24 protein-coding genes are annotated in these 19,819 nt (G+C 73.2%); 5 read left to right on the top strand and 19 right to left on the bottom strand.

The window, feature by feature from the left end:
• The first annotated feature begins 4 nt into the window (after window positions 1-4).
• Window positions 5-1,081, top strand: coding sequence for a DNA polymerase ligase N-terminal domain-containing protein (locus tag EV385_RS20430; protein ID WP_130510910.1), 1,077 nt, complete (start codon window positions 5-7; stop codon window positions 1,079-1,081).
• Here EV385_RS20430 and EV385_RS20425 read toward each other — a convergent pair.
• The 14 genes from EV385_RS20425 to EV385_RS20355 all read right to left on the bottom strand — a co-directional run bounded on the left by EV385_RS20425 (window position 1,078) and on the right by EV385_RS20355 (window position 12,714).
• Complete coding sequence (locus tag EV385_RS20425; protein ID WP_130510909.1) at window positions 1,078-1,698, bottom strand: hypothetical protein; 621 nt, start codon at window positions 1,696-1,698, stop codon at window positions 1,078-1,080. The genes EV385_RS20430 and EV385_RS20425 overlap by 4 nt on opposite strands.
• 202 nt (window positions 1,699-1,900) lie before the next feature.
• A complete protein-coding gene (locus EV385_RS20420; protein ID WP_130510908.1) occupies window positions 1,901-2,500 on the bottom strand; it encodes an MBL fold metallo-hydrolase in 600 nt (199 codons plus the stop codon).
• Window positions 2,500-3,585, bottom strand: a complete 1,086-nt coding sequence (locus EV385_RS20415) for an S-(hydroxymethyl)mycothiol dehydrogenase (protein ID WP_130510907.1) — start codon at window positions 3,583-3,585, stop codon at window positions 2,500-2,502. The genes EV385_RS20420 and EV385_RS20415 overlap by 1 nt, the downstream gene beginning before the upstream one ends.
• 63 nt (window positions 3,586-3,648) lie before the next feature.
• The gene (locus EV385_RS20410) at window positions 3,649-4,038 is read right to left on the bottom strand and encodes a cupin domain-containing protein (protein WP_130510906.1); all 390 of its coding nucleotides are present in this window, start codon (window positions 4,036-4,038) and stop codon (window positions 3,649-3,651) included.
• Between the two features lie 19 nt (window positions 4,039-4,057).
• The gene (locus EV385_RS35175; protein ID WP_242624976.1) at window positions 4,058-5,968 is read right to left on the bottom strand and encodes an EAL domain-containing protein; all 1,911 of its coding nucleotides are present in this window, start codon (window positions 5,966-5,968) and stop codon (window positions 4,058-4,060) included.
• Window positions 5,969-6,279: 311 nt separating this feature from the next.
• Complete coding sequence (locus tag EV385_RS20395; RefSeq protein WP_130510905.1) at window positions 6,280-7,059, bottom strand: SDR family NAD(P)-dependent oxidoreductase; 780 nt, start codon at window positions 7,057-7,059, stop codon at window positions 6,280-6,282.
• Window positions 7,060-7,221: 162 nt separating this feature from the next.
• Window positions 7,222-7,890, bottom strand: a complete 669-nt coding sequence (locus EV385_RS20390; RefSeq protein ID WP_130510904.1) for a hypothetical protein — start codon at window positions 7,888-7,890, stop codon at window positions 7,222-7,224.
• Window positions 7,891-8,296: 406 nt separating this feature from the next.
• Window positions 8,297-8,563, bottom strand: a complete 267-nt coding sequence (locus tag EV385_RS20385) for a hypothetical protein (protein ID WP_130510903.1) — start codon at window positions 8,561-8,563, stop codon at window positions 8,297-8,299.
• Window positions 8,564-8,619: 56 nt separating this feature from the next.
• Complete coding sequence (locus EV385_RS20380) at window positions 8,620-8,928, bottom strand: hypothetical protein (RefSeq protein ID WP_130510902.1); 309 nt, start codon at window positions 8,926-8,928, stop codon at window positions 8,620-8,622.
• A 33-nt stretch (window positions 8,929-8,961) separates the two neighbouring features.
• A complete protein-coding gene (locus EV385_RS20375) occupies window positions 8,962-9,423 on the bottom strand; it encodes a SitI3 family protein (protein WP_130510901.1) in 462 nt (153 codons plus the stop codon).
• Window positions 9,424-9,437: 14 nt separating this feature from the next.
• On the bottom strand, window positions 9,438-10,640 hold the full coding sequence (locus EV385_RS20370; RefSeq protein ID WP_130510900.1) for a CdiA C-terminal domain-containing protein: 1,203 nt from the start codon (window positions 10,638-10,640) through the stop codon (window positions 9,438-9,440).
• Complete coding sequence (locus EV385_RS20365) at window positions 10,637-10,951, bottom strand: type VII secretion target (RefSeq protein ID WP_130510899.1); 315 nt, start codon at window positions 10,949-10,951, stop codon at window positions 10,637-10,639. Before EV385_RS20365 ends, EV385_RS20370 begins: the two co-directional genes overlap by 4 nt.
• The gene (locus EV385_RS20360; RefSeq protein WP_130510898.1) at window positions 10,948-11,319 is read right to left on the bottom strand and encodes a YbaB/EbfC family nucleoid-associated protein; all 372 of its coding nucleotides are present in this window, start codon (window positions 11,317-11,319) and stop codon (window positions 10,948-10,950) included. Before EV385_RS20360 ends, EV385_RS20365 begins: the two co-directional genes overlap by 4 nt.
• 66 nt (window positions 11,320-11,385) lie before the next feature.
• Window positions 11,386-12,714: an AAA family ATPase gene (locus EV385_RS20355; protein WP_130510897.1), complete on the bottom strand. Its 1,329-nt coding sequence runs from the start codon at window positions 12,712-12,714 to the stop codon at window positions 11,386-11,388.
• Between the two features lie 120 nt (window positions 12,715-12,834).
• Between EV385_RS20355 and EV385_RS20350 the strand changes: the two genes are divergently transcribed.
• Window positions 12,835-13,878 carry a beta family protein gene (locus EV385_RS20350; RefSeq protein ID WP_130510896.1) on the top strand — a complete coding sequence of 348 codons (1,044 nt, stop codon included), beginning with the start codon at window positions 12,835-12,837 and terminating at the stop codon, window positions 13,876-13,878.
• A complete protein-coding gene (locus EV385_RS20345; protein ID WP_130510895.1) occupies window positions 13,878-14,717 on the top strand; it encodes a bifunctional DNA primase/polymerase in 840 nt (279 codons plus the stop codon). The genes EV385_RS20350 and EV385_RS20345 overlap by 1 nt, the downstream gene beginning before the upstream one ends.
• A 71-nt stretch (window positions 14,718-14,788) precedes the next feature.
• On the opposite strand, the gene EV385_RS20340 is transcribed toward EV385_RS20345, so the two are convergent.
• Genes EV385_RS20340 through EV385_RS20330 form a run of 3 tightly spaced genes read right to left on the bottom strand, consistent with a single transcriptional unit; the run spans window position 14,789 to window position 17,966 of the window.
• Window positions 14,789-16,267, bottom strand: coding sequence for a hypothetical protein (locus EV385_RS20340; protein ID WP_130510894.1), 1,479 nt, complete (start codon window positions 16,265-16,267; stop codon window positions 14,789-14,791).
• Window positions 16,264-17,361: a hypothetical protein gene (locus EV385_RS20335; protein WP_130510893.1), complete on the bottom strand. Its 1,098-nt coding sequence runs from the start codon at window positions 17,359-17,361 to the stop codon at window positions 16,264-16,266. Before EV385_RS20335 ends, EV385_RS20340 begins: the two co-directional genes overlap by 4 nt.
• Window positions 17,358-17,966, bottom strand: coding sequence for a hypothetical protein (locus EV385_RS20330; RefSeq protein WP_130510892.1), 609 nt, complete (start codon window positions 17,964-17,966; stop codon window positions 17,358-17,360). Before EV385_RS20330 ends, EV385_RS20335 begins: the two co-directional genes overlap by 4 nt.
• A gap of 157 nt (window positions 17,967-18,123) precedes the next feature.
• On the opposite strand from EV385_RS20330, the gene EV385_RS20325 reads away from it, so the two are divergent.
• Window positions 18,124-18,408: a DUF427 domain-containing protein gene (locus EV385_RS20325; RefSeq protein ID WP_130510891.1), complete on the top strand. Its 285-nt coding sequence runs from the start codon at window positions 18,124-18,126 to the stop codon at window positions 18,406-18,408.
• A 15-nt stretch (window positions 18,409-18,423) separates the two neighbouring features.
• On the opposite strand, the gene EV385_RS20320 is transcribed toward EV385_RS20325, so the two are convergent.
• Both EV385_RS20320 and EV385_RS20315 read right to left on the bottom strand, forming a co-directional pair.
• Window positions 18,424-18,837: a hypothetical protein gene (locus tag EV385_RS20320; RefSeq protein ID WP_242624975.1), complete on the bottom strand. Its 414-nt coding sequence runs from the start codon at window positions 18,835-18,837 to the stop codon at window positions 18,424-18,426.
• On the bottom strand, window positions 18,827-19,399 hold the full coding sequence (locus EV385_RS20315; RefSeq protein WP_130510890.1) for a YbaB/EbfC family nucleoid-associated protein: 573 nt from the start codon (window positions 19,397-19,399) through the stop codon (window positions 18,827-18,829). The genes EV385_RS20320 and EV385_RS20315 overlap by 11 nt, the downstream gene beginning before the upstream one ends.
• A 203-nt stretch (window positions 19,400-19,602) precedes the next feature.
• Here EV385_RS20315 and fxsA point away from each other — a divergent pair, with 203 nt between their 5' ends.
• A complete protein-coding gene (fxsA, locus tag EV385_RS20310) occupies window positions 19,603-19,812 on the top strand; it encodes an FxSxx-COOH cyclophane-containing RiPP peptide (RefSeq protein WP_242624974.1) in 210 nt (69 codons plus the stop codon).
• The last annotated feature ends 7 nt before the right edge of the window (window positions 19,813-19,819 follow it).

The raw sequence follows: 19,819 nt of genomic DNA, 5'->3' as shown, positions 1-19,819 counted from the left end.
GAGGGTGAGCGATCGCCTCGATGAGTATCGCCGCAAGCGGGACCCCCGGCGTACCCCCGAACCCGTGCCCGCCGCGGGCCTCCGGCCGGGCCCGGGCGGCCGGTTCGTGATCCAGCAGCATCACGCCCGCAGCCTGCACTGGGACGTGCGTCTGGAACGCGACGGCGTGCTCGTGTCGTTCGCGGTGCCGCGTGGCCTGCCCCGCGACTCCACCCGCAACAACCTGGCCAAACACACCGAGGACCATCCACTGGAGTACCTCGACTTCGCCGGGGAGATCCCGGCCGGCGAGTACGGCGGCGGCCGGATGCTCATCCACGACCGCGGGACGTACACGTCGGACAAGTGGCGGGAGGACGAGATCGGGGTGACGTTCCACGGCGAGCGCACCTCCGGCCGGTACGTGTTCTTCCAGACCAGGGGCGCCGACTGGATGGTCCGCCGGATGGACCCGCCGGAACCGGGCTGGCAGCCGATGCCCGAGTCGGTGGCGCCGATGCTGGCGGCGCCCGCGGCCCGGCTGCCCGCCGACGACGAGGCCTGGGGCTACGAGCTGAGCTGGGGCGGACGCCGCACGCTCGTGGCGGTCTCGGGCGGCCGGGTCCGGCTCGGCTCGGACACCTCAGCGGACGTCACGTCGTGGTATCCGGAGCTGCGGGCGCTGGGCGCCGCGCTGGCGCCCACCGAGGTGGTGCTCGACGGCGAGATCGTCGCGTTCGACGGGTCCATGCCGTCGGCGGCGTTGCTGGAGCGGCGGAGCGCGCCGCGCGACGCGGCCGCCGCGCGGCGTGCGGCCGAGCGCACCCCGGTGCAGTTCCTCGCGTACGACCTGTTGTGGCTGGAGGGGCGGGCCACCACGGAGTCGATCGGGTACGCCGAACGCCGGGAGCTGCTGGACGGGCTCGGGGTGACCGGGGCGCACTGGCAGACGCCACCGTACTTCCCCGGCGGCGGGGAGTTCGCGTGCGAGGCGGCGGCCGCGCAGGGGCTCGACGGGGTGGTGGCCAAGCGGCTGGACTCGCCGTACCTGCCGGGGCGGCGCAGCCGCCGGTGGCTGCGGATCCGGGGTGGACGCACCTAGGCGATGAAGCGGGCGCGGCGGCGGCGTGCGGCCAGCACGCCGACCACACCAGCGCCGAGCAGCAGCAGGCCGAGCCCGCCGATCAGCCCGGCCACGGGGCCGGTGGTCGGCAGGCGCCCGCCTCCGCCGGAGATCACGCGGACCTCGCTGGTGCCGGTGATCGGTGCCACGCCGTCGGCGGAGAACGTGATGGTCACGGTCCCGGTGTCGCCGCGCTTGGCGGTCTTGGCGGCCTTCACCTCCACGGGCAGGTACTGCTCGACCGTCTCCCCTTCGAAGGTGAGCGTTCGCGGCTCGGAACAGGAGACCCGGGTCGGTGTCGGGTTGACGCAGTCGCCGCGGGTGTCCTTGGCCGGGCTGATCCGCACCCCGGGGACCCCGCGCAGGACATAGGTGACCTTCGCGCCCGTCAGCTGCGTCGGGCCCGAGGTGTGCCAGACGTTCGGCCCCAGCAGATCGATGGCGGTGCCGCCCACGGGCACTTCGATGTCCGGGAAGGCGACCGAGATCGGGCCGTTGTGGACTCCCCCGGCCTGGGCCGGACCGGCCACGGTGGCGAGGAGAACACCGGCCACCGCCAGCACGCCCATCAGGCGCCGCGCGGACAGATGCTGCATCGACAGTGCCTTCCCTCAGGTGGATCGGCCGCCGCAGCGTACTCGCGGCGATCGTTGCCTTGTCAATCCCCACAAGCCGGATCGGGGATCCCACCATACGAGCCGACCGCCGTGCCCACTCGCAAGCCGCGCCGCGTGACCCCCTGACGCGTGACCGCGGCCCCGGATCGAGGCCGACCCGGGGCCACGGAACAGGCGCCGGTCAGGCGCGCTCGGCGCCGATCGTGGTGTTCGGCCCGTGGCCGGTGTGCACGACGGTCTCGGGCGGCAGCGTGAACAGCCGCTCCCGGATCGACGCGAGGATCGTGTCGTGGTCGCTGTACGAGCGCCCGGTCGCACCCGGCCCACCCTGGAACAGGGTGTCGCCGGTGAAGACGCGGCCCAGCTCCGGGGCGTACAGGCAGACCGCTCCCGGGCTGTGCCCCGGGGTGTGCAGGACCCGCAGGACCGTCCCGGCCACGGCGACCTCCTGCCCGTCGGCCAGCGGGTCGGGCATCGGCAGGCCGGGGTGCACGAGCCGCCACAGCACCTCGTCGGCGGGGTGCAGCAGCAGCGGCGCGCCGGTCGCCGTGGCCAGCTCGGGAGCGACCCGTACGTGATCGTCGTGGGCGTGGGTGAGCACGATGGCCCGCACCCGCCGCCCGGCGACGACCGCCAGCACCCCGGATACGGAATGCGGCGCGTCGACGACCACGCACTCCTGGTCGTCGCCCACCACCCAGACGTTGTTGTCCACGTCGAAGGTCTGCCCGTCCAGCGAGAACGTGCCGGAGGTGACGCCGTGACCGATCCGCGCGGTCATCAGAAGAGCACCACGGAACGCAGCACCCCGCCGGTGTGCATCTTGGCGAAGGCCTCCTCCACCTGGTCCAGGCGGATCTCCTCGCTGACGAACGCGTCGAGATCGAGCCGGCCCTGCCGGTACAGCTCGGTGAGCATCGGGAAGTCGCGGGTGGGCAGGCAGTCGCCGTACCAGCTGGACTTCAGGGCGCCGCCACGGCCGAACACGTCCAGCAGGGGCAGTTCGATGGTCATCTCCGGGGTGGGCACCCCGACCAGCACCAGGGTGCCGGCAAGGTCGCGGGCGTAGAAGCCCTGACGGTACGTCTCGGGCCGCCCGACCGCCTCGACCACGACGTCGGCGCCGTTGCCGCCGGTGAGCGCCCGGACCGCCTCGACCACGTCGGTGGAGCGGGCGTCGATCGAGTGGGTGGCGCCGAAGCGGCGGGCCCACTCCAGCTTCCGCTCGTCCGTGTCGATCGCGATGATCGTGGTAGCCCCGGCCAGGGCCGCGCCCGCGATCGCGCCGTCACCGACCCCGCCGCAGCCGATCACGGCGACCGAGTCCCCGCGGGTCACCCCGCCGGTGTTGATCGCCGCGCCGATCCCGGCCATCACGCCGCAGCCGAGCAGGCCCACCGCGGCCGGGCGGGCCGCCGGGTCCACCTTGGTGCACTGCCCGGCGTGCACGAGCGTCTTCTCCACGAACGCGCCGATGCCCAGCGCCGGGGAGAGCACGGTGCCGTCCGTCAGGGTCATCTTCTGGGCGGCGTTGTGGGTGGCGAAGCAGTACCAGGGGCGGCCGCGGCGGCAGGCGCGGCAGTCGCCGCAGACGGCGCGCCAGTTCAGTACGACGAAGTCGCCGGGTGCCACGTCCGTGACCCCGGCGCCCACCTCCTCCACGATCCCGGCGGCCTCGTGGCCGAGCAGGAACGGGAAGTCGTCGTTGATGCCCCCCTCGCGGTAGTGCAGGTCGGTGTGGCACACCCCGCACGCCTGGATCCGCACGACCGCCTCGCCCGGACCGGGGTCGGGGACGACGATCGTGGCGACCTCGACGGGGGCACCCTTGGCCCGGGCGATGACTCCGTTGACTCGCTGGCTCATCCGTTCACCCTGCCACCCGCCCCCGAGAGGTGGCAGCGCCGCGCCGCTCTGGTCCGCGGCCGATCAGCCGGTGGGCGGTTCGTCCCGGCCCGACTCCTCGGCCTTGTCGGCCTCTTCCTTCGTCCGGTGCACCGCGCCGTCGGCGTGCTCCGGCGGGCCGTACACCGTGTAGAGGACCAACGGGTTCGGGCCGGCGTTGGTGAAGTTGTGCTTCGTGCCGGCCGGCACGACCACGAGGTCGCCCTGGGCGACCTTGCGCTTCTGCCCGCCGACCTTGGCCTCGCCGACGCCGCTGACGAACGTGAGGATCTGGTCCACCTCGTGGACCTCCTCGCCGATCTCGCCGTCCGGCGGGATCGTCATGACGACGAGCTGGGTGTGCTTGCCGGTCCACAGCACCCGGCGGAAGTCGGGGCTCTTCTCGGCCACGGTGGCGATCGTGAAATGTTCCATGCCGGGCCGCATACCCAGATCAGCGCCGGTTCGAACGCCGCATCCGGGGCCGCGGCCGCAGCGCGTCGACCGGCTCCGGGCGGCCCACCAGGTAGCCCTGCACGTAGTCGACGCCGAACTCGCGCAGCATCCGCAGCGTCGGCTCGTCCTGGACGAACTCGGCGACCGTGTGGATCCCGTACGCCTGGCAGACCTGCACGAGCGCGCGCACCAGCACCTGGTCCTGCGGGTTGTGCACCAGGTTGACGACGTACTCGCCGTCGATCTTCACCAGGTCGATGGGGAGCAGCCGCAGGTAGCGGAAGGAGGCGTAGCCGGAGCCGAAGTCGTCGAGCGCCAGCTCGCAGCCGAGGTCGCGGACCCGGTCGGCGAAGTGCCGGGCCTCGCTGAGGTTGCCGATCAGCGCGGTCTCGGTGATCTCGAAGGTGAGCTGCTCCGGGTTCACGCTGTACCGCTTGATCAGCCCTTCCACCTCGGCGGTGAGGCGGGGGTCGCCGACCGAGCGCCCGGAGAGGTTGATCTGCAGGTTGAGGTCGGTGCGCTCGGCGGCGAGCTGCATCGCCCGCTCGACCACCCACAGGTCGATGTCGTACACGGCGTCGAGGCGTTCCGCGGTGTCCAGCACCTGGATCGGAGACTGCGGGCCGCCGGTCTCGTCGAGCACCCGCAGGAGCAGCTCGTACCGGGCGACCGCGTTGCTCTGCAGCTCGACGATGGGCTGGGCGACCAGGCTGAACCGGTCCGTGCCCAGCGCGTCGGCCACCCGGTCACGGTAGGTGCCCTGCCGGTCGCGCGCCGGCACCGGCTGCGGCACCGGGGTGAGCGGCCGGTCGGTCTCGCGGCCCTGCCGCCACGCGTGCTCGGCGTCGATGAGCAGGTCGTGGCTGCCCGCTTCGGCGCCGGGCTGGAAGCGGACCAGCCCCGCCCAGGCGCGGGCCCGCAGCCAGGCGTCGGGCAGCACGAACGGGTGGGCGCGCAACGCCTCGACGAACAGCTGCGCCTGGCGCCGGGCGAGCGTCCAGGACACCCCGGACAGCAGCACCCCGATCTCGTGCGGGCCGACCCGGCCGAGCAGGTCCTCCGGACGGACCAGACCTTCGAGTACGCGTGCCGCGCGGTGCAGCAGCTCGGCGTGGCGTTCGGGTGAGACGCTCTCGCCGCCGTGCCCGCCGTCCTGGCTCTCGCCCCGTTCCGTCTTGCGCAGTTGGCCCCGTATGCCCTCGTGGCCCTCGCTGCGCTCGGTGCGCTCGGTCATGCGGAGCTGGCCGCGCATGCCCTCGTGGCCCTCGCTGCGCTCGGTGCGCTCGGTCATGCGACCGTCGGGCTGGATGCGGACGACGAGTAGCGCGCCGCCGCCCCGGCGCAGTGCCCGGTCCACCTCGTCGGCGAAGCGGGCGCGGTTGAGCAGGCCGGTGGCCGGGTCGCGCTCGATGACCGACGCCAGCACCGTCTCGCCGCGGCGGCTGAGCCGGTCGACCTCGCGCCGGGCCCGCTCCCGCGCGGAGACGTCGCGCAGCGTGCCGCGTACGCCGGTGACGCCGCCGTCCGCTCCGGTGGTGGGTTCGAGGCGGCAGTCCACGTCGAACCACCCGCCGTCGGCGCGCATCAGCCGGACCGTGATGCGCACGGACTCGCGGCCGGTCCAGGCGCGGGTGATCGCGGCGAGGGCGCGGGCGTGGTCGTCGCGGTGTACGTAGCGGGCGAGGACCTGCTGGCTGATCTGGTTTCCGGTGGGTGGGCGGCCGAGCAGGCCGCGCAGGCCCTCCGACCAGACGATGGAGTCCCCGGAGACGGAGTAGGAGAACCAGACCGGCTCGTCGGCGGACTCGGGGCGCTCGGCCGCGTCGCCGCTGTCGGCGGGGTGCGGTCTGCGAGCACGGCGGTCGCGCAGCGCGCGCGGGCGCGGCACGCGCTCATCGGCTGCCGTCATGCGCCCCCCACCTCCCGGCCTCGGCTGACCCCTGGACTATTACGACCCGTCACTTGCCTTCTGTAACAGGTATCGGTGTCAACAATGTTTTTGCAAGCCATCCAACAAATTGGTGGCCAGCCCCTTCTCCGCTAATCAGAGAGTGAAAATAGCCGATCAGACGACCGCCCGCAGCGGCGGATGGGTGTCATATCTGAGAACTTCCATGACAGATAGTCACTGCCCGTGGCTATTGTGGAACCTACCGCGACGCCCGCCCCATAAGTGCGCCCGGCATGCACGCGCCGCGCCCATTCGGGCGCGGAACGTGATCAGAAACCCGGGTCCGATTCCTCCGGGTCCCGCCCCAGCGCCGCCCGTCCACCGTCGACCGGGACGATCGCGCCGTTGACGAAGCCCGCCGCCTCGGACAGCAGGAACGCCACCACCTGAGCCACCTCGTCCGCCCGTCCCATCCGGCCGAGCGGCTGCAGGCGGCGGATCTGAGTCTCGAACCGCTCGGCCTCCTCCGGCGCGAGGCCGCGCAGGTGGTCCGCGGAGCGGTCGGTGGCGATGGAGCCGAGCGCGACCGCGTTGACCCGGATTCCGCGCGGCCCGTAGTCGACGGCGAGGGCGCGGGTCAGCCCCTCCACCGCCGCTTTCGCGGTCGCGTACGGCAACGCACCGGACACCGGCCGTTGCGCCTGGTGCGACGAGACGTTCACGATGGCGCCGCCGCCGTGGCGCAGGAACCGGCGTACCGCCGTGCCACAGCCCACCACGACCGGGTCCAGGTTGGTGCCGATCAGCTCGATCAGCCGCGCCGCGGACACCTCATGCAGCCAGGCGTCGCGGAACACCGCCGCGTTGTTGACCCAGCCCGCCAGCGACCCGGCGGCGTCGGCGATGTCGGCGGCCCGCTCGGTGACCTCCTCGTCCGCGGCGTCGCCGAGCACGGGCACGATCCGGTTGGTGTCCGGGTGGTCGTCGACCCACCCGACCACGGCCGGGTCGAACTCGATCACGACGACCGTCTCGCCGGCCCCGGCCAGCAGCTCGACGATGGCGCGCCCCACGCCGCGCCCGCCGCCGGTCACCACGTACGCGGCCATGAGGTCCCCCCGGTCCCCGCACTGACGCTCTCTACCGCCATGCTGCCAGGACTTCCGCCGGGCCGAGCGCCCTTCCGCGCGGAGCCCGGACACGGCCGCGGCCCGGCTCCGCTGCGGGAGTCGGGCCCGTGGACGTCCGGCGTCGTCAGGCGGCGCCCACCATCACGGAAAATGCATGCGGCGCGGCCGCGGGATCACCGGGGGAGGCAGGGGCAGATCGGCGACGTGGTTCCAGTTCAGCGTGCCGTTGTCGGTCGACTTGATCTCGCCGAGACAGGCGCGGAGCAGACCCAGGTTCGGCGCACCGGCGTAGCCGGCGACGACGACATCCGGGCGGGGCTCGATCCGGCAGATCGCGGCGCAGATCTTCGCCACCTCGCGCTCGTCGACCGCGTCCAGCGGCAGCGGCGACTCGGTCTGCGAACGGCGCCACGGCGGCCCGAACCGGCGCAGCAGCTCCCGCACGAGCCGGCCGAACGAGCGACCGACCTCGGCGTCGCCCATGGACACCCGGGCGGACTGGCCGTAACACCAGGGCACGAGGACGTGCCCGTTGATGAGTACGAGCTGGTAGACCGACTTCGGCACGCTGATGATCTCGGCGCCGGGCAGGGTACCGAGGAAGAGCACGAGCTCCTCGTACGGCAATGGCCAACGCGGGTTGGCAAGAACGCGTTCCGCGGCCTGTGCGGTGGCGGGGCGTGCATTGACCTCGCGTTCGATCGCGGTGCTCAATGCCTCCGGCACTCGGGTCCAGATCTCGGCGGCGACCTTGTCGCCGAACTGCTCGACCACCCACTCGCTCGGACCGACAAGAACGTCTGGACGCATAGGGCACCACCACCGTCCGTGTCGCTGGCGCTACTGGCTTGAGAGTTTCACCATCAGAGATCGACAGGAAGAGGATTCCGTCGGGATCTCAAAAACATCGGTGAATGAAACCCCGGCAGCATCTGCAAATGCTTGCGACACCCTTGGATCAGCAGGTCAGCACCCGACAGACAGGCAACTCGCCCGGCGAACCGCTCGTGCAAGTTGCATGCCTGACCGCGGATCAGTCCTCTATCCGACAGTAGACGCCGCCCGTATTTCGGGACGGTGACGCGGGTGCAAACATCCGTACAGCGCGACCTGCACGGATGCCGCTCCACGCCGGACGCCCGACCCCTCCGCGCCACGCCCGGCCCGACGCCCGGCAGCAGACGCGATCGCGCCTTCTGAAGAAGCGGCTCGCGGTTCACCACAGCGGCTGCGGCAACCCGCGCCTGACCCGCCGGGCGACGGCGGGACGAGTCTCCGCGATCTCCGTCCAGTCCTCCCATCCCCTGTCGAACTGGATCTCGCTCCCCGGGCGCTGCAGGATGACTCGGCTACCTTTGGCCGACAGCACCCCCCCCCCGCAGCCCGGCGCCTCGCCGAACCCAGCCAGGACGAGCATGAGCACGGTGTTGTGATCACTGACCTGCGGCAAGGCGAGGTTCGCGAAGGTCCACGCCGCGGTCACTCCCCGAGGAAATCGAAGACAGGCTCTGTCATCATGACGCGGTCGTTTCGCGGGCGTCATCCGAAGTAAGGGTGGGCTGTTTCCGGAACCCGCCCGTCACGGCGGTAGGCCCGGATAAGTGCGGCGGCCACCTGAACCATCGGCATACGGTCCGGACCCACGACGTCACCGCTCATCACGCCGGATCGTCCATCCACGGCGAACGTCCCCTGTGGCTGGCCCCGCCGATCGGCGGGCCGCACAGTCCCAGTCTCCCAGTCGACCAAAGCGAAGCCGAAGCCAGCCTTGCCCGCGTCGATCTCCCAGCGATAGAGGGTTCCTCCGGCAACCGGACCCTCCGACCACACACCCACCGAGAAAGCCATGTTGATTCCTTCGCCGGACCGGGTCTATTCCACTCACAGCATCGGCTGGGCCAACCGGCGCACGGTGTGTCGCGCGACAATCGGACGCGCCTCGTCGATCTCGGACCAGTCCTCCCATTCAGCGTCGAACTCGATCCCGTCGCCCAACCGCTGCAGGATCGCCCGCGAGCCGTTGAACAGCAGAACTCCCCGGCCCGGGTACGCGTCGAACACCGCGAGCACAGCCTCCGCCATCAGAACAGTGTTGTGATCGCTCGTTTCGGCCGATGCGCGATTGGAGAAGTGAAAGATCGCGATGACCTTGTCCTGAAATCCGAAGTAGCCACTGGTGGCGTGCGATTCCGCAGGCTCGACCCGATAGGCCTCGACATACATTCCGTCTCGGAAGATGGTTTCTTCGGCGCCGACAGACCCGCCGAGGACCGCCATCATCGTCGACCGAATGTCCTCCGAGGACACGTCGGCCTCGCCGTAGAACGTGTAGAACAAAGACACCGGCAGCTACCTCATCACTCGAACGGATAGAACGGCACGACCTTGCCATCCTTCACGACAAGGATCTGTTCCAGGTTGGTAATCGGCTTACGCCGCAAGACGTCGGCGATCTCCTCAGCCGATCGGGGACAGTCGTCCAGGTTGAGGACGATCCTGTTCGCCTGGCCCTTACGGACTTTGTCGCTGATCGCGTCGCGGATGTTGTCCAGCTTCGCTGTATCCGGCGAGTAACAGTCGAAGTACTCACCTTCGATGCGATAGTCCGGTTCCTTGCCGTTGGGCTTCGGCGGCGGATTCTGCTCGACGTCGTAGCCGTTCTGCGCCAGGGTGTCCGCGGACTCGTTCTCCCGCCGCAGCGCCCGGTCCTTCTTGCGGGTCGGGTGCGCGTCCGTACGGTCGCCGCGCGGCTTGCCGTTCGGGCTCGGCGGCCGGGACGGGGAGGTGAGCCCGTCTCCACCCTTGCCGCCGATGCCGAGCTTGCGCTTGAGCATCTCGATGAGCCGGCCGAGCTTGTCGCCCTCGCGGAGCAGGTTGCGGATGCTGGAGATCAGTTCCTTGAGCCACCGCGCGATCCTGGCCGCCCACGACGCGCACAGGGTCGTCACCTGTTCCGCCACCACCGGCGTGGCCGCGCCGAGCGTGGCGATCAGCTCACCCGCGTACACGATCAGCCGGGACACCACGGTCGCGACCGCGTCGCGGACCATGATGCGCACCGTGCCGATGATCAGGCCCGCGCCCTCGGTGATCAGGGCCATCGTGTCGGAGGCCTTCGCCAGCGCCTGCAACGACTGTTCCCGCTGGGCGGCCCAGCCCTGGTACGCGTCGGCGGCGGCGCCGCGCCAGTCGGGCAGGTCGAACCGGACGGCCTGGGCGAGCGAGTCGGCTTCCGCGCGCAGCGAGGAGGCCACGTTGCGCCACGTCTGGGCGTGCGCGGCGATCTGCGCCGGGTCACCGGCCAGCCAGTCCAGCGCCTCGGACAGCGGTTTCACGTGCTCGATCAGCCAGGAGATGCCGTACTGCAGCAGCGCGCCGACCGGGTCGGAGACCAGCGCCAGGGCGTCCAGGCCCGCGCCGACCACGCCGAGGGTGCCGTCCACCCAGCTGCGGTTCTCGACCCCTTGGGCGATGAGCTCGATGTCCTCGGCGATCCAGATCCCGGCCCAGGAGCTCTTCGGCTCGTCGACGCGCGCCGCGACGAGCGGGTTGACCGTCACATCCGCTCCTTGACGCGGTGCAGGGCCTCGGCGCTGCGCTGGTCGCTGCCGTCGTACCCGGCGGCGGTCGCGCGCAGCCGGGCACCGGTGTCGTGGAGGGACTCCGCGGCCGCGCCGATGCCGTCGACCAGGATGTCCTGCAGGACGCCGAGGGCGACCGGCACGATCGCGCACAGCTTGCCGTACGCGTCGGCGCCGGCCCGGACCGCGGCGCCGGCCTGCTGAGCGGTGGTGACCCGGTCGGCGACGGCCTCGACGTGACCCGCATGCGTGGTGAGCTCGGTGTGCCGTACCCCGAACTGGTCCGTCATGCCGGCTCGCGGCCGGTGAACGAGGCGATCACGGCCCGGCCGGTCTCGCTGTCGGCGCCGAGCGTCTCCGCGGTCGCCTCCGTGGCCAGCCTGGTCATGGCCTGCTGGGCGGTGGCGAGGGTCGCGAGGATCTGCTGCGCGGTCCGGGCGGCGGACTGGCGGCGGATGTCCTCGTGCAGGTCGAGGCCGGTCAGCATGCCGTTCGCGCCCACGGTGACCTCGACGAGCCCGTCGTCGCTGCGGGCCTGGGCGGTCAGGTCGGCGAGGCGCCGGGCCAACTCCCGGGCCTGGGCGGCGCGTTGCTCGAAGCCGGCCTGCCAGTCGTCGACCCAACGCTCGGCCGCGTCGAGATCCGAGGGATCGAACATGAGCTGCCTCCGTCCGCCGTCGTGACAACCCGGCCCACGGTAGTACGGACGGGCGCCGCCGTGGGGTCAGCCGCCGGGCGCCGGGACGGTCACGGCCGCGAGGTGGGCGAGCATCGCCTGGTTCGCCTCCCAGCCGTCCGGGAACTTCACCGGCACCCCGAGATGGACCGGTTCGGTGTGTGGATGAGCGTCGAGCAGTTCCGCGATTCCGGCCCGCGCCACCAGCACGCAGGCGTGCCGGTGCCGGGAGGTCAGCACGCACAGCCGTCCCGACTCCAGGTGGAAGGCGGTGGCGTCGCGGCGCCCGGACAGCGGGTGCAGCACCACGGTGAGGTCGTACTCGCGGCCCTGCAGGCGGTTGGCCGTGTCCACGGTGACCCCGGCGGCCTCGGGCGGCAGCGCGGCGCGGATGGCCGCGACCTGGTCGCGGTGCGCGGCGCCGATGGCGACGCGTTCGGGGGTCAGGGGGGCGGTGCCGGATTCGGCGGTGGTGACGGCGTCGCGGGTCAGCGCCCGGGCGGCCAGTGCGGCGCAGGCCGCGGCCGCCTCGGCGTCGGTGCGTACGGTGAAGCGGCCGGGCAGTTCATACAGTCCCCAGCCGGTGGCGGCGGCCGTGTCGAGGACCGGGTCGAGCGCCGTGGCGGCGGGCCGGGCGAAGGCGAGGGCGCGCTCGGTGGGGCCGGTGCCCGAGCGGAAGCCGGTGAACGGGTAGAACGCCTCGGCCACCACCGGCGCCGCCGAGGCGGGCAGCCGCCAGGACACGGGCAGCCGGTGTACGGGCAGATCGGGGTTGTGCCGCAGCAGCACCGCGACGGCGCTCTGCAGGGGATCCCAGGACAGCCCGGTCCAGCGGTCCACCTCGACCGTGGCGAACGGGTCGAGCTGGCCCGGGTCGCCGACGAACAGCGCGCGCGCGAACCGTGGGGCGACGCGCAGCAGGGCGTCGGAGCGCATCTGGTACGCCTCGTCGACGATCGCCCACGCCCAGGTGCCGTCGGTGACGGTGGCCCATTTGGCGGCCGTACCGATGGTGATCGCGGGGCCGTCGAGGTCGGCGACCTTCGCGCCGACCCGGCAGGCGGGGTGGGCCCGCACCCGCTCCGACGGGCTGTAGTCGACCGCCGAGAGGCGGCCGACACGCACCTCGGGGGCGGCCGCGCCGAGCCGGGCGATGAGGTCGTCGACCTGCTCGTTGGTCTGCGCGACGATCATCAGTGGCTCGCCCGCGTCCGCCAGTTCGGCGGCGGCCCGGACCACGAGGGTGCTCTTGCCCGCGCCCGGTGGCGAGTCGACCACGACACCGCGATGGCCGGTGGCGGCGAGATCGTGGAGCACATCCGCGACGACGCGGGCGGCCTCGGCCGCGGGCGTCTGCGCACGAGCGTGGACCGGCATCGCAGCACCGTAGCAACGGCGGCGGGGCCGGGCCGAGCAGGCGGACCCCGAGCGACCGACACGGAATTCATGCCGAATTCACTATGTAACTCTAAGGAAATATTTCGCTACGCTAGGTGAATGATGGTATTCACGTCGCCGGGTGTGACGGTGGACGGGGGCTACCGGCCGATCCTGCGACCGCGCCGGGGCGAGTTCACGGCGTTGCACCACTTGGACAGCGAGGCCGCCAAGCAGGTCATCCCGATCGTCGAACTGCGCGGCGAGGACCTGCCCCGCCTGGTCAAGGCACTGCCGCCGCGCACCGGCGCGCTCGCGGTCGACCTCGACCCGTTCATGCCCTCACCCGTGGAGCTGGCCCTGCGGCTCGACGACCTCGGCGTGGCCATGCTGCCCGTGCTGCGGGCGTACGACAGCGACCGGCGGCTGAGCGAGAACGGGCTGGCCGCCCGGGTGCGCCTGCACCGCGCGGTGCTGCGCCTGCAGCCACACGTGGAGGCGACCAACCCGGCCGCCGCCACCGCCACCACGGACCGCCTGCTGTGCGGAGCGGGCCTCGACCACGAGTGCGTGGACCTCATCGTCGACCTGGCCGAGACCGCCTGCGCCGCCGACGCCGACCGCTTCGTCGAGCAGGCCCGGCACGTGCTGCGCTGGGCGCACGGCCGGCCCTGGCGCTCGATCACGGTGGCCGCCGGCGCCATGCCGCCCAATCTGGACGACCTGCCCGCCGACCGGCCGGTCGCCGTACGCCGGCTCGACGCCCGGGTGTGGGCCCGTTTGGCGGAGCCGGGCGTGGGGTACGCCGACTACGGGGTGACCTCTCCGGTGCGAAGGCTCGGCGTCCAGCATCACCGGCAGTTGCCGACCCTGCGGTACACCACCGACCAGGCGTGGTGGATCTACCGCTGGGCCCGGCGCGGCGGACGCAGCGACGACCGCTGCTACGACCTGTGCCGCACCCTCGTCCGCTCACCGCACTGGCCCGCCCAGGGCGCCCGGTTCTCCTGGGGGGACGCCCAGATCGCCCAGCGCGCCCGGACGGCCCGTGGCGCGGGCAGCTCCGCCAGCTGGATCGGCTGGAGCACGTCGCACCACATCGCACACGTGCTGTACACCCTGGCCCGTACCCCCTCCCGGGAATCTGTCGTACGTTTGTACTAATGTTGCTCGACGCCGCACTCGCCTACGCCCGGCACGGCATCCCGGTCCTGCCGGTGCACACCCCTGCGGCCGACGGCGGCTGCTCGTGCGCGCGCCTGCCCTGCGACCGGCCGGGCAAGCACCCGCGCCTGCGGCGCGGCCTGAGCGACGCCAGCCTCGACCCGCGGCGCATCACCCTGTGGTGGTCGCGCTGGCCCGACGCGAACGTCGGGCTGCGCACCGGCGTGATCATGGATGTGGCCGACGTGGACTCGGCGGCGGGCTGGCACGGCCTGCACCACCTGCTCGGCGACGCGATCCCCGCCGGGCCCCGGGTCCGCACGGGCGGCGGCGGCTGGCATCTGTGGTTCGCACCCACCGGGTACGGCAACCGCGTGCGGCTGCTGCCCGGTGTGGACTGGCGCGGCGCGGGCGGGTACGTGCTGGCCCCGCCGTCCCGGCACGCCTGCGGGCGCGCGTACGTGTGGGAGACCCGGCCCGGTGGCGCCCTGCCCACCGGGCCCGCGGTGTTGCGGGCCCTGGTCGCCGGTCCACCGCCGCTGCCGCCCCGGCCGCGCACCCCGCTCGCCCACCCGGACCGGTACGCGGCCGCGGCCCTCGACGCCGAGAGCGGCAGGGTGGCCCGGGCCCCGGTCGGTGCCCGCAACGACACGCTGAACCGGGCCGCGTTCGCGCTCGGCCGCCTGGTCGGCGCGGGCCTGATCGACGCCGGGACGGTCGCCCGCGAGCTGACCCTGGCCGCCCGGCACGCGGGACTGGGGCGGGTGGAGATCCGCCGCACCATCCACTCCGGGCTCACCGCGGGCCGCCGCCAGCCCGCCGACCCGGGGCTGCACTGAAGTCCGCCGAGGCCTACGGGTCGCGGGCTGCACCGACGTCGGCCGCCAATGAGGCCTCCCGTTGGCCGCGCTCAGGCCTGCGGGGCCGGGGCGACGCTGGCGTCGGCCGCCGCCTCGGCGGCCGGAACGGGGGGTCCGCCGTGGGTCCACGGGGTGTCGGCCGGGTCCGGGAAGGCCCCCGGCGGCCGGTACGCCTCGGTCAGCGTCGTGTACAGCAGCCGCTCCCCCACCGCCGGAACGCTGCCCGGCTCGGCGACCAGCCGCCGCCCCATCCCCCCGGACAGTTCCAGGACCACCTCGGTGCCCGCCTCGGCCGGGTGCACCGAGACCACCACGGCCTTCTGCGCGGGCCGGGCCGGGCAGGTCAGGGTCGCCCCCGGGGCCATCCGGACCGGTTCGGTGGTGGCGACCATGATCCGGGGGCGCAGCACGGGCCGCCGTCCGGTGTCGTCGATCCGGTCCGGCTGGGCCAGGGTCACCTCCGCCGCGAACGCCGCCCCCGCCAGCCGGTGCTCGGCCATCACCAGTGGATCGTCGAACGCGCGCTGGACCGCGTACCGGGCGGCGGCCTGTTCCAGCCGGTGCAGCCGGGCGGCCGCGGCGACCGCGCCGTCGCGGCGCGGCTGGGGCGGGCCCCCGTCCGCGAGGTGCTGGGCGAACGCGGAGAACGCGTCCCGGTCGCCGTCCCACCGGGCGGCCAGGTGGGCGGCCGGGGGCAGGGCGCGCAGCAGGTCCAGGGTGCGCCACAGGAGATGCCACGTCGGGGCGAGCACACCGCGCAGCACGGCGGTCAGCTCGTCGACCGGGACCTCCGGCAGCGCCAGCAACGGCGCCAGGATCCGGTTGTCGAAGTCGGGGTCGGTGGCCGGGCCCGCCGGTGGGGACACCGCCGGGTCCTCGGCCAGCCGCGCCGCCTGCGGCCCGGTGTACCCGGCGGGCGGGTCGATCCAGGCGAGCTGCGCGGCCAGGTGGGCGTCCTCGGCGCCGCTCTGCCCGGTGGCCCAGTGCAGCCCCAGCGCCTCCACCGCGGTGAGCAGCAACGCCGACCCCGGCACCTCCGCGCAGTTGGCGAAGAAGGTGAGCCAGCGGCCCAGCAGCGGCACCGCCGCCGGTACGGGGTGCTCGCCGTCGACGCCGCGGAAGCGGGTGGTGCGGCCGAACAGCCGCAGGAAGTCCACCCCGCCGGGGTTGGGCACCCACAGTTGCGGCGCGTCGAGGTACCGGTACCGCACGTCGCGGCCGCGGTCCACCGGCACCGGCTCGGCGACAGCGGTGAACGGTTCCACGTACGCGGCCAGCGCACGGCCCAGCTCGGCGGCGAACGCGAAACGCTGGTCGCGGTTGCGCGGCTGGCCGACCACGAGCAGCCGGGGTGCGGCCCGGTCGGTGCCCAGCATCGCGGCCAGCGGAGCGTTCGCCTCCCCGGCCAGGGCCACCGGGATCAGCACCAGCGGACGCTCGTGAACGTGCAGGTGGCGCACCGTCGCCAGCGGCACCGCCCGGCCCGCCGCGTACGCCTCGGCGCGGGCCAGCGCGGCGAGGGTGCTCACGCCGGGTCCGCGGGGCGGGCGAGGGCCTCGGCGCGCAGCCGGGCCGCCGTCCGCAGCAGGGCGGCCGCCTCGGCCTGGTCCGGGTCCGGCGCCGGGGCTCCGGCGGCGTACGCCAGCACCTCGGCGACCGTCTCGACGCCGCCGAGCGCGTCGCGGACCGGGCGGCCCAGTGCGGCGGTGCGCCCCGCGGACTCGTGGCGGCAGAAGGCGGCCAGCTCGCAGGTGGACAGACATTCCGGGGCGTACCTGGCGGCGACCGTGTGCAGGGCGGCGATCAGGTCGGCGGGCGGCAGAGCCGGATCGAAGCTGACCTGGTCCGGCAGGGCCGCGGCGAGGTCGCCGACCGAGGCGAGCCGGGCGAGCTGGCGGCGCAACGTGGCCAGCTGCTTGCGAATGTCGATCACCACGGCGGTGGGCCGCAACGAGAAGTCCTCGGGGCACACCAGTACGACGTCGTGGCTGACCAGCCGCTCGTCGTGGCCGAGTTCGGCCAGCAGGCGGCGCAGCGCGAGCACGTACACGGCGGCCTGGACGGCGGCGGCGGACACCTTCGCGCTGTCCGCCTGGCCGTCCACGATGGCGAAGGACTTGATCTCCACGACGTGATAGCGGCCCGCGGCCTGGAAGGCGATCAGGTCGGGCTCCAGGAAGACGGCACGACCGGCCACGTCGAGGGTGAGCAGCGGATGGTCCACCAGGGCGGGCCCGCCGGGGGCGGCCAGCAACCCACGGGTACGCGCGTGCCGGGCCGCCAGCGTGTCGTCGGCGTCCTCGCCGAGATCGTCGTACCCGGCGGCGGAGGCGCCCGGGCCGAGGACGCCGGCCAGCACCGAACGCAGCAGGGCGCACCCGTCGGCCTTGAGCATCGCCTCGAAGCTGTTGCCGCGGGCGAGGGCGAACCGGGACTGTCCGAAGGTGCCCGGGAAACCGACGCGGTCGGCCAGGCGGGGCTTGTCGACCCCCGCGGCGTCCAGCACGGCGCGGCGGGCGCAGCCGGGGTTCGACGTCAGCGCGGCGATGGTGCGGGCGTTGTGCCGCCGGGCCGGCCCGGCGCCGCGCAGCCGGTCCAGGACGTCGGCCGGTGTGGTGCTCACCCGCGCCCCCGTGGCCGGGGGCCGAGGCCGAACAGGCGCTGCCGCTCGTCGAGGGAGTCGGCGCGGGCGGCGGCGGCCTCGCGTACGGGCTGTTCGGCGGCGACGGCGGCGGCCAGCCGGCGGTCGGTGAGGGCGGCGCGGGCGGCCGTGGCCAGCGCGGCCGGGTCGAGCACGTCGTGTGCCTCGGCGCCGCCGGGCACGGTGTCGGCTAGGCGCCGCAGCAGGAGGGTGGCGCCCGGGGTCGGGCGCGGCGCCGCGGCCACGAACTCGGCCACCCGGACCACCCGGGTCAGGTGGTCGGCGCGGGCGGCCGCCGGTAGCGCGAGGCGGTGCGCGACGGGCCAGGTGGAGAGCGTGACCAGGCCGCTCGCCGGGGCCAGGTCGGCGTCCAGGCCGGGGCAGATCAGGTACGGCCGCCGCGCACCCTCCTCGTGCTCCCGCTCCTCCTGACGCAGCAGCCGGGCCAGGCCGGGCACGGACAGATCGGAGTCGAACAGCGCGGCGTGCACCTCGACGACCAGCCGGGGCGGGGTGGGCGCGCCGAGCAGGATCAACGCGTGCTGGGCCTGTTCGCGGGTGCTCGGCAGAGTGCACTGGCGGGTCATCGGGGGCCGCTCTCGTCGGGGGTGTCGGCGCGGATCGACTCTAGATCCTGGTACGTCCGGCGGCCACTGGGAGGATGACTCACCACATTTCACCCACGGGAGGCGAATAAATCCCGCATATCGGACGACGGCCGGCTTCCGCGCTACGTTCGGGGGTATGCCGAAGGCCATCTGGAACGACGAGATCATCGCCGAGAGCGACGACACCGTGGTTGTCGAAGGCAATTACTACTTCCCGCGCTCCTCGCTGCGCGAAGACGTGCTGCGGCCCTCCGACACCCATACCGTCTGCCCGTGGAAGGGCAAGGCGTCCTACTACACGCTCGAGTCGGGCGAGCACGTCACTCCCGACGCGGTCTGGTACTACCCGGATCCGAAACCCGACGCCAAGGCCGTACGCGACCGCGTCGCCTTCTGGAAAGGCGTCAAGGTCGTCGCCTGACGGGACGGCCCTCGCTCACGCGATGCGTGGGTGGGCCTCCTCGATGGCGGACACCTCGAGATAGTCGAGCATGTCGCGCTGCTCCTGCGGGTCCAGCGCGCCGAACGCCTCGTACGCCGACGCCCGCGCGTGCGCAGTCTCCGCCGCCAGCAGCGCGATGATCGCCGACCAGGCCAGCGACACCCGGTCGAACAGCCGCGCCTGCCGCAGCGACGAGAGCCGGCTCAGCATCGCCACCTTCGTCGCGGCGTCGTCGTCGCGTGGGATGCGGTCGCACAGCTCGAACAGCGCCTTGCCCCGGTACGGGTGCTCCCCCTCCACCAGGCGGACCAGCTCGGCGTTGGCCATCCGCTCGACCGGCGGGGCCGGACCCCGGCGCGGCAGTGGCGGATTGTCGGCGGGACCGGGGCGCAGGTCGTCAGCGGGCACGGCTGTCCCGCCCACTCTCGAAGCCCACGCCCGGCACCTGGTGCGGCAGCGAGGGACGGTGGGGGAATTCCGGAAAGGGGCGCGGCGCCGGCATCACCGGCACCTGCGAGGCCAGGTCGAAGACTCCCGCCGGCCGGTGACCGACGGACACCGGTGCGGCGAGGGACTCCGGCGCTGCGGCGAAGCGCCGGGCGAAGCTCGCCAGCACCACCCGGCCGGTCTCCGTGTCGGCACCCACGGTCTGCGCCACCGCCTCCGCGACCCGCTCCACCAGGGCGGACTGGGCGCGCTGGACCGTGGCCATGATCTGTGCGGCCAGGTCCGCGCCGGACAGCCGCTGCACGCGGTCGTCGAGCTCCAGTGCCGTGACCGCCCCGGACCCGGCGACGGTCACCCGGATCGCGCCGTCGTGGCCCACGGCCGACGCCGTCAGCGTCGTCACCTGGTCGGCCAGCGCCGTCACCCGGTCGGCCACGGCGGTCGGTGCCCCGGCGCGGCCGGAAACCGGCTCGCCCCACGGGCGGATGGCATCCGCCGGCGATTCGAGATGTGGACCCAGCACCGTTTGTCCTCCGTTGCCGACTTTCGAGGCGTTCGCGTTCTATGAGATCACGGCGACGCAAACCCTAGCCAGCCCCGCCGCCCCGGGCCCCGCCCGGGGGTCACCCGACCCGACGACGCCGTAACCTAGCGGCGGCACATCGATCGTTGCCGGTCGGCGTCGGGAAGCCGACACCGGCCGCGGGGACGACAACGAGAGAGCGGGTGTACGTGGATCTGGGCAGCACGGGCCAGCACGCGGACGTCGAGTGGCACTCCATCATGATCGACGTTTCGGGGTTGTCGCTCGCCGACCTCGCCGAGGCCGTCCCGCCCGACCGAGCGGACTCCCCCCTCGCCCAGTGCCTGCACCGCCTCACCGCCGACCTCGACCGCCCCGGTGACCCGATCGCCGGTTTCAACTCCGCTCTCTGACCGGTCG

Origin of the sequence: Krasilnikovia cinnamomea, assembly GCF_004217545.1 — a bacterium.
Lineage (GTDB): Bacteria > Actinomycetota > Actinomycetes > Mycobacteriales > Micromonosporaceae > Actinoplanes > Actinoplanes cinnamomeus.
The sequence above is the reverse complement of the archived record's forward strand: the minus strand, read 5'-3'. Positions and strand labels throughout refer to the sequence as shown.